This window comes from Mesorhizobium sp. M2A.F.Ca.ET.037.01.1.1 (assembly GCF_003998075.1).
GTDB lineage: Bacteria > Pseudomonadota > Alphaproteobacteria > Rhizobiales > Rhizobiaceae > Mesorhizobium.
Map to the genome: position 1 here is coordinate 1 of NZ_RZSA01000192.1, position 8,284 is coordinate 8,284.

The following is an 8,284-nucleotide window of genomic DNA, read 5'->3' on the forward strand; positions in this document are numbered from 1 at the left end:
AGGCCAGGTCGCCATTGGCGCAGGCGGCAAAGCGTTCGGCGCGCGCGTCGAACTCGGCCGCTAGCGCCTTCTGGGCGGCGGTGCGCACCGCCTTGGCGTCCTCGCCGCCGGCGCTTTGGTCGGCGGTGAAGCGGAACCCCTGCAACTCGCCGACATGATGGCCTTCGACGAGGACGGTTCCGGTTGGGCTGATTTCGGCTTCAGGCATGGTATTTTCTCTAAGGCGCCGCATGAGGACGGAAGTCCTGCGGTCTACGAAGCGTTTCGTCAACCGCTCATGCAACGCATCCGACAATCTGTCTTCGATTTCGCGCGTCTTTTCCTGCCAGTGTAGCTGATCGGCCAGCCATCCAGGGCGGTTGGAGACGAAAGTCCAGGTGCGGATCTGCGCGATCCGGTGCGAGAGCGTGTCGATGTCGCCTTCGGTTGTGTCGGCGCGCCGCACCTGCTCGGCCATGTAATTCTCATCGACATGGCCATGGCGCGCAAGGTCCATATAGATGGAGGCGATGAGATCGGCGTGCTGGGCCGGCGCGATCTTGCGGTAGTCGGGGAGCGCGCAGGCTTCCCAGAGCAGAGCGACACGCTCCTTGCCGGTGGCCAAGGCGCGGATGTCGCCGTCCTTCGACAGATGCTCCAGCGCCTGCGCGTCGACAGCCGGCAGCGCGCGGGTCAGCCCCTCGACCGGCGCATTGGTCTCGGTCGAGCGCTTGAGCGCGTCGAGGCTGGAAAAATCGAAATCGGCGGTGCGCCATTGCAGCACCTTCACCGGGTCGAAATCATGGGCCTCGATCTTGGCGACCAGATCCTCGTCGAACGGGTCGACCTGCCCGGTGACGCCGAACGTGCCGTCGCGCAGATGCCGGCCGGCGCGTCCTGCGATCTGGCCGAGCTCGGCCGCGCTCAGGTTGCGGTATTGGTAGCCGTCGAACTTGCGGTTCTGGGCGAAGGCGACGTGCTCGAGGTCGAGGTTCAGGCCCATGCCGATGGCGTCGGTCGCGACGAGATAGTCGACGTCGCCGGACTGGAAGATCTCCACCTGGGCGTTTCGGGTGCGGGGCGACAGCGCGCCGAGCACGACGGCGGCGCCGCCCTGCTGACGGCGGATCAGCTCGGCGATGGCATAGACCTCGTCGGCCGAGAAGGCGACGATCGCCGTGCGCCGCGGCAGCCGGGTCAGCTTCTTCGAGCCGGCATAGGCAAGGTGCGACAGGCGCGGCCGCGTCACCACCGACACGCCCTTCAGCAGGCGCTGCAGGATGCCATGCATGGTGGCGGCGCCAAGCAGCAGTGTCTCCTGCCGGCCGCGCAGATGCAGGATGCGGTCGGTGAAGATATGGCCGCGTTCGAGATCGCCGGCGAGCTGCACTTCGTCGATGGCGACGAAGGCGGCGTCGGTCTCGCGCGGCATCGCCTCGACGGTGCAGACCGAATATTTCGCGCCGGCAGGGACGATCTTCTCCTCGCCGGTGATCAGCGCCACCTTGTGGGCGCCGACCTTCTCGCAGACGCGGGCATAGACCTCGCGAGCAAGCAGCCGGAGCGGCAGGCCGATGATGCCGGTCTCATGCGCCACCATGCGCTCGATGGCGAGATGGGTCTTGCCGGTGTTGGTGGGGCCGAGCACGGCCGTCACGTCGCGGCCCGAAAGGATCAGCGGCTGGGAGTGTTTCGGCTGGATGTTCATCGGCTCGGAAATAAGTGTTTTTGCCGCTTCGATTCTTTGAGCATGATCTTTCTTCGAAAACCGGTTCCCACTTTTCGGGATCATGCTTTTGGTCGGAAGCGCGGCGACGCCGCCGCGTGTGACAGCCGACACATAGGGATTTAGGACGCCGAGCGAAAGCGGAATGTTCTTTTGGGCAGGCGGGAATCGACGGACCCGGTCAAAACCGCCTGCCGTTAACGGCTGGAACGAGTCTGGAACGAATCAGCGACGAATCGCTGACTCGTTCTGATTCAGGTTTTGTTCACGGCTATATGTGGATTTTTTTTCGGTGAGTCTCACCACATGCTGAATCGGGAAACTGGCCCGATTCATGCTTTGCCTCCGCCGGGATCGCGTCGCCGTTAACCTTTGCCGGTGAACGGTCGCGGTCGATTGGAGAGGTGTCGTCAAGGTTATGAATTTGTTGAATTTTCTTAATCGCTTTTAACGATTTGGGTAACGTTTTCGGCTTCTGCGGTTAACTTTTCGGCCAAAGCCAGAACGAATCGGCGACGAATCAGAGATGCAAGAAGTTTCCCGGTTTGTTCACCCCTAGATATGGTGTTATCCACAGCTTGCCCACCGAGGATTCACAGTTTGTCAGAAGGGTTGTGCACAGAGAGCGGCCGGGCCGTTAACTTTTGCGTCCCGAATTGAGGCAAGTTGGAGCGAATAGAGAGTAGCGAATAGGGAATAGGGGATAGGGATCTGATAACCGCCGCGCTGACGCCGCCGTTCTTCCCTATTCGCTACTCCCTATTCGCTACTCGCTAACAGGAGCCGCCGTGGCGACAAATGCCGTCAGGCAAAGTACTGGCCGCCATTGGCGGTGATGGTCGAGCCGGTGATGAAGCCGGCCTCGTCGGAAGCCAGGAAGACGACGCAGCGCGCGATCTCTTCCGGCTCGCCGAGGCGGCCGACCGGGATCTGCGGGATGATGCGCTCGTTGAGCACCTTCTCGTCGATCGCCTTGACCATCTCGGTCGCGATATAGCCGGGGCAGATCACGTTGACGGTTATGCCGGCGCGGGCGCCTTCCTGGGCAAGCGCCTTGGAGAAGCCGATGTCGCCGGCCTTCGACGCCGAATAATTGGCCTGGCCGGCCTGGCCCTTCTGGCCGTTGATCGAGGAAATGGTGATGACGCGGCCGAACTTGCGGTCGCGCATGCCGCTCCACAGCGGGTGCGTCATGTTGAAGACGCCGGAAAGGTTGGTGTCGATCACTTCCTTCCACTGTGCCGGCGTCATCTTGTGGAACATGGCGTCGCGGGTGATGCCGGCGTTGTTGACCAGCACCGAGACCGGACCGAGATCGGCTTCGATCTGCTTGATGCCGGCGGCGCAGGCATCGTAGTCCGCGACGGACCATTTGTAGACCGGGATGCCGGTCTCGGCCTTGAATTTCTGAGCCGCTTCGTCATTGCCGGCATAGTTGGCGGCGACCGAATAGCCGGCGTTCTTCAAGGCGGCCGATATCGCAGCACCAATGCCGCGCGTTCCGCCGGTGACAATTGCTACCTTGCTCATGTGGTCCTCCCTTTAGAAATCGACTGAGCGAATAGGGAGTAGCGAATAGCGAGTAGGGGTCTGATGTCCCGCCGCGACGCTTTTTCTTCCCTATTCGCTACTCTCTATTCGCAATTGGCTGTTCAGATCGCTTCCACGCACATGGCGACGCCCATGCCGCCGCCGATGCACAGCGTGGCAAGGCCTTTCTTAGCGCCGCGGCGGCGCATCTCGTAGACCAGCGTGTTGAAGATGCGGGCGCCGGACGCGCCGATCGGATGGCCAATGGCGATGGCGCCGCCATTGACGTTGACGATCGAGGGGTCCCAGCCCATGCCCTGGTTGACGGCGCAGGCCTGCGCGGCGAAGGCCTCGTTGGCCTCGACGAGATCGAGGTCCTTGACCGACCAGCCGGCCTTCTCCAGCGCCCGCTTCGAGGCGGGAATCGGACCGGTGCCCATGATCGCCGGGTCGACGCCGGCGGTCGCCCAGGAAGCAATGCGCGCCAGCGGGGTGATGCCGCGGCGGGCGGCCTCGGCCTCGGTCATCAGCAGCGCGCCGGCGGCGCCGTCATTGATGCCGGACGCGTTCGCGGCTGTGACCGTGCCGTCCTTGTCGAAAGCGGGCCTCAGCTTGGTCATGGCGTCGATCGTGGCGCCATGACGGATATATTCGTCCTGGTCGACGATGGTGTCGCCCTTCTTGCCCTTGATGGTGAAGGCGACGATCTCGTCCTTGAACCTGCCGGCCTTCTGCGCGGCCTCGGCCTTGTTCTGCGAGGCAAGCGCGAACTCGTCCTGGGTTTCGCGGGTGATCTGGAACTGGCGGGCGACGTTCTCGGCGGTGTTGCCCATGTGGTAGCCGTTGAAAGCGTCCCACAGGCCGTCCTTGATCATGGTGTCGATCATCTTGTAGTCGCCCATCTTCACACCTGCGCGAAGATGCTCGGCGTGCGGCGACAACGACATCGATTCCTGGCCGCCGGCGATGATCACCTTGGCGTCGCCGGCGGCGATCTGCTGCATGCCGAGCGCGATGGCGCGCAGGCCCGAGCCGCAAACCTGGTTGAGGCCCCAGGCCGTGGTTTCCTTCGGCAGGCCGGCATTGATCGAGGCCTGACGGGCCGGGTTCTGTCCTTGAGCGGCGGTCAGCACCTGGCCGAGGATGACCTCGTCGACCTCCGCGGCTTCGACGCTCGCGCGGGCGAGCAGTTCCTTGATGACCACGGCGCCTAGCTCATGCGCCGGCGTGGCGGCGAAGCTGCCGTTGAAGGAGCCGACCGCTGTGCGGGCGGCGCTGGCGACGACGATTGAATTGGAAGCGGCCATTTTCTTCTCCAGACTTCGAGGTGTCGTATTTTAGGCTATCGTTGAAGACTTTTCTTGCCCGTTCAATGATCTGAGTCAAACCGGAAATGGGCATGGCCTCCATGCGCGGCAAGCAGAGCGCACGCCAGTCGCGGTAACGTGACGTTGGCCGCGCGGCGGATTTTGCAATGGCTGTGCAGCATTAATTGATGCCGCAGTGCACAAACCACTTGGAATTGTGACGCTTTTGCGCGTATCCTTAACAGAAGGCGCAATCGTTACCGGCCGCTTACTCCTAGAGGTGCCGGTGTCCTGGGGAGGATCCGGATGGCCGCAAAAGACGACCCGATCGTCATCAAGAAGTATGCCAATCGCCGGCTCTACAACACCGGCACCAGCACCTATGTGACGCTCGAAGACCTGGCCGAAATGGTCAAGAAGGGCGAGGAGTTCACCGTCCAGGACGCCAAGACCGGCGACGACATCACGCATCCGGTGCTGACGCAGATCATTTTCGAGCTGGAGAACAAGGACGGGCAGAACATGCTGCCGATCCCGTTCCTGCGCCAGCTCATCTCCTTCTACGGCGATCAGATGCAGATGATCGTGCCGAGCTTCCTCGAGCAGTCGATGATCGCCTTCTCCAAGGAGCAGGAGCGGTTTCGCGAGCAGATGAAGGGCGCCTTCGGCAAGACGCCGATGGACATGATGAAGACGCCGATCAAGGCGCTCGAGGAACAGACGCGCCGCAATGTCGAGATGTTCCAGAACGCCATGCGCATGTTCACGCCGTTCCCGCCCGCCGGCAGCAATGCCGCGGCCCCGGCCGAGCCGCCGAAGAAGGAAGAGAAGTCCGACGATCTGCAGGAATTGAAGGCGCAGATCGCGGCGATGCAGCGCAAGCTCGACACGATGTCCTAACGAGCGCGTCGCGGTTTGGCGGCGATCGCGAGCTGGAGATTGGCGCAAAGGCCTATCCCTTCGTCATCCTCGGGCTTGACCCAAGGATCCATTCCGTGACCGATGCCGTAGGGTGCAGCGGCGCAGAATTCTTTAATCGCCGCAACGCCTTAGCGTCACGGAATGGATTCTAGGGTCTGCGCGCGTCGCTTCGCTCCTTGCTCCGCCCTAGAATGACGACCTCAAACGCGTTTCGCTAATCTGCAAGGCTATTATCCCGCGCCGATAGGCCCGTCATAGCGGGCGCGGGGCCGGATCAGCCTGTTGCTGGTCACCTGCTCGATGGCATGCGCCGTCCAGCCGACGCTGCGGCCGAGCGCGAACAGGCGGAACGGCGCGTCGGCCGGCAGGCGCAGGCTGCGCGTTATAGCAGCCAGGGCGAAATCGATGTTGGGGTGCAGGCCGGTCGCGGCAAGGACCGCCTTGCGAAGGCGCGACAGCCCTTCGTCGATCTCGAGGCCGGAGAAGACGCCCTCGGCGCGCGGGTCGCCTTCCGGATAGAGCGGATGGCCGAAGCCGGGCAGCGGTCGGTCATGCGCCAGCCAGCGGGCGATCGCTTCGTCCGCGCCCAGCCGCTCCGCATCCTCGACCAGCGCGATCGCCGCGGCACCCGCGCCACCGTGACGCGGGCCGATAAGCGTCGCGAGACCGGCGAGCAGGCAGGCGGCGATCGGCGCGCCGGTGGAGGCCGCGACGCGGGCGGCGAAGGTCGAGGCGTTGAGCTCGTGATCGGCCAGCAGCACCAACGCCTTGCGGATAAGGTCGGCGCCATCGTCTTCCACCGACCAGCCCTGCGCCAGCCTTGCATGCACGGGTTCGGAGCCCGGCGTTGCGCCGAGCGCCGTCGCCAGCGCGCTGGTCGCGGCGGCGCCGTCCTGCTGCAGCATGGCCGGCCTGCGGCCGAGCGAGGGCCAGCCTTCGGCCGCAAGCGCCGACAGCCTGGCGAAAGCGGTCGGCGTGCCGCTTTGCCCTGCGGCCGAAGGGGTCAGCGAGGCAAACGACACCGGACGGCCGGAGGCCCACAGCAGTCCGGCGGTCTCCTCGAGCGTCGCCGTCGCCGAGAACTCCACCGCGTCCTTGCCGCGATAGATGAGGCGGCCATGCAGCACAGTCGAGATCGAGGTGGCGATGGCCGGCTCGCCCCAGGCGATGGCGCTTTCGGCAATCGCTTGCGGACTCCTGCCGCGATCGCGTCGCGTGGCAAGTGCTGCGATGTCGTCGGCGCGGTACTGGCTGCGGCGCGGATCGGCCTCGTCCGGCTTCATGCCGATGCGGCCGCGGCTGACATAGGCATAGAGCGTCTGCGGCCGGACATTCAGCCGCTCCAGCGCTTGCTCCCGCGTCAGCCACTCCGTCATTTGCCGCCCTACATTGATTATCTTGATCAAGATTGATGCATTGATTGCGCAGCATTAATTGCAAAGCGCAAAAGGTCAAGGAGACGATCATGGCGAATGGGCTCGATGATGTTGTGGCGGCCGACACGGTGCTTTCCGATGTCGACGGTGTGGGCGGGCACCTCACCATCCGCGGCCATTCGCTTGCGGAACTCGCCGGCCGCTGGCGCTACGCGCAGGTGGTGCGGCTGCTGTTCGACGGCTTCTTCGACGATCTCCCCGGCGACGCCGAACTGGAGAAGGCGATCGGCAAGGCGCGGGTGGAGGTATTCGATCGTGTGAAGCCGTTGCTTGCGCAGTTCGCGCCGCTCGACATCTACAGCGGCATGCGAGCGGGCATGGCCGTCCTGCCGGACGGCGACGGACTTGCCGACGCGCTGCGCTTGATCGCGGCGCCGGCGGTGCTGACGCCGGCCCTGCTGCGCCGTGGCCGGGGCGAGACTCCGATCGCTCCCGACGCAAAAGCCGATCATGCCGGCGATATGCTGCGGATGCTCGCCGGCGCCGCCTCGCCGGCGCTTGCCAAGGCGCTCGACAGCTATCTGGTGACGGTCTGCGACCACGGGCTCAACGCCTCGACCTTCGCGACCCGCGTGGTGGCGTCGACACAGGCCGGGCTGACCTCGGCGATCCTGGCCGGGCTCGGCGCGCTGAAGGGCCCGCTGCATGGCGGCGCGCCGGGGCCGGTGATCGAGATGCTGGACGCCATCGAGGCCAGCGGCGATGCGACCGGCTGGCTCAGCGCCGAGATCGCGCATGGCGAGCGCATCATGGGCTTCGGCCACCGTATCTACCGCGTGCGCGATCCGCGCGCCGACGCGCTGAAGGCGGTGGTGCGGCAGCTTGGTTCCCGCAACGAAGCAAGCAGCAAGAAGATGGGCAGCCGGCTGGCCTTCGCCGAGACGGTGGAACAGGCCGCGCTCGAAGTGCTCAGGATCGCCAAGCCGCAGCGCTCGATCCAGACTAATGTCGAATTCTACACCGCGCTTCTGCTCGAAGCGGTCGGCTTCCCGAAAGAGGCATTCTCCAACGTCTTCGCCGCCGGCCGCGTCGCCGGCTGGATCGCGCATGCCCGCGAGCAGCAGGCTACCGGACGGCTGATCAGACCGCAGTCGCGGTATTTCGGGCCGGTGCCGGATCTAGTGGCTTGAGCCTGCTTCCTCGCCCCCGCAACGCGGGGGAGAGGTGGCCCGGCGAAGCCGGGACGGAGAGAGGGACGCCGGCCGTGAAGCAGCGGCTCTTTCCGGCGAAGTGCCGATGAATCCGGTCTGCCGAGGTTTCCAAAGCAAATTTCGGCGGTCGAGAGGCCCCTCTCCGTCCCGGCTGCGCCGGGCCACCTCTCCCCACTTTCGTGCAGGGCTGTCCGGGGAAAGGTTCGGGTGAATCGAAATGCCGCATGTGCATGC

General features: G+C 64.5%; 6 protein-coding genes. 2 read left to right on the forward strand and 4 right to left on the reverse strand.

What is annotated here, in order from left to right:
* The 3 genes from EOA27_RS12160 to EOA27_RS12170 all read right to left on the reverse strand — a co-directional run.
* The coding region (locus tag EOA27_RS12160; protein ID WP_281059413.1) for a helicase-related protein at nucleotides 1-1,687 on the reverse strand (1,687 nt) is incomplete at its 3' end.
* A gap of 822 nt (nucleotides 1,688-2,509) precedes the next feature.
* Entirely contained in the window at nucleotides 2,510-3,235 is a 726-nt protein-coding gene (gene phbB / locus EOA27_RS12165; protein WP_126080779.1) for an acetoacetyl-CoA reductase, read from the reverse strand.
* A gap of 122 nt (nucleotides 3,236-3,357) precedes the next feature.
* Nucleotides 3,358-4,542 (reverse strand): acetyl-CoA C-acetyltransferase, encoded by a 1,185-nt coding sequence (locus tag EOA27_RS12170; RefSeq protein WP_126080780.1) that lies wholly within the window; start codon nucleotides 4,540-4,542, stop codon nucleotides 3,358-3,360.
* 306 nt (nucleotides 4,543-4,848) lie between these two features.
* Here EOA27_RS12170 and phaR point away from each other — a divergent pair, with 306 nt between their 5' ends.
* Complete coding sequence (gene phaR, locus EOA27_RS12175) at nucleotides 4,849-5,442, forward strand: polyhydroxyalkanoate synthesis repressor PhaR (RefSeq protein WP_042641310.1); 594 nt, start codon at nucleotides 4,849-4,851, stop codon at nucleotides 5,440-5,442.
* A gap of 251 nt (nucleotides 5,443-5,693) precedes the next feature.
* Here the strand turns inward: phaR and EOA27_RS12180 are convergent, their stop codons facing one another.
* Nucleotides 5,694-6,839, reverse strand: a complete 1,146-nt coding sequence (locus tag EOA27_RS12180; protein ID WP_126080781.1) for a citrate synthase — start codon at nucleotides 6,837-6,839, stop codon at nucleotides 5,694-5,696.
* Between the two features lie 89 nt (nucleotides 6,840-6,928).
* Here EOA27_RS12180 and EOA27_RS12185 point away from each other — a divergent pair, with 89 nt between their 5' ends.
* Complete coding sequence (locus EOA27_RS12185; protein WP_126080782.1) at nucleotides 6,929-8,029, forward strand: citrate synthase/methylcitrate synthase; 1,101 nt, start codon at nucleotides 6,929-6,931, stop codon at nucleotides 8,027-8,029.
* Nucleotides 8,030-8,284: the final 255 nt, after the last annotated feature.

Coding starts and splice junctions, on each gene's coding strand:
- phbB (WP_126080779.1), bottom strand. CDS start 3,235: ATGAGCAAGGTAGCAATTGTCACCGGCGGAACGCGCGGCATTGGTGCT.
- EOA27_RS12170 (WP_126080780.1), bottom strand. CDS start 4,542: ATGGCCGCTTCCAATTCAATCGTCGTCGCCAGCGCCGCCCGCACAGCG.
- phaR (WP_042641310.1), top strand. CDS start 4,849: ATGGCCGCAAAAGACGACCCGATCGTCATCAAGAAGTATGCCAATCGC.
- EOA27_RS12180 (WP_126080781.1), bottom strand. CDS start 6,839: ATGACGGAGTGGCTGACGCGGGAGCAAGCGCTGGAGCGGCTGAATGTC.
- EOA27_RS12185 (WP_126080782.1), top strand. CDS start 6,929: ATGGCGAATGGGCTCGATGATGTTGTGGCGGCCGACACGGTGCTTTCC.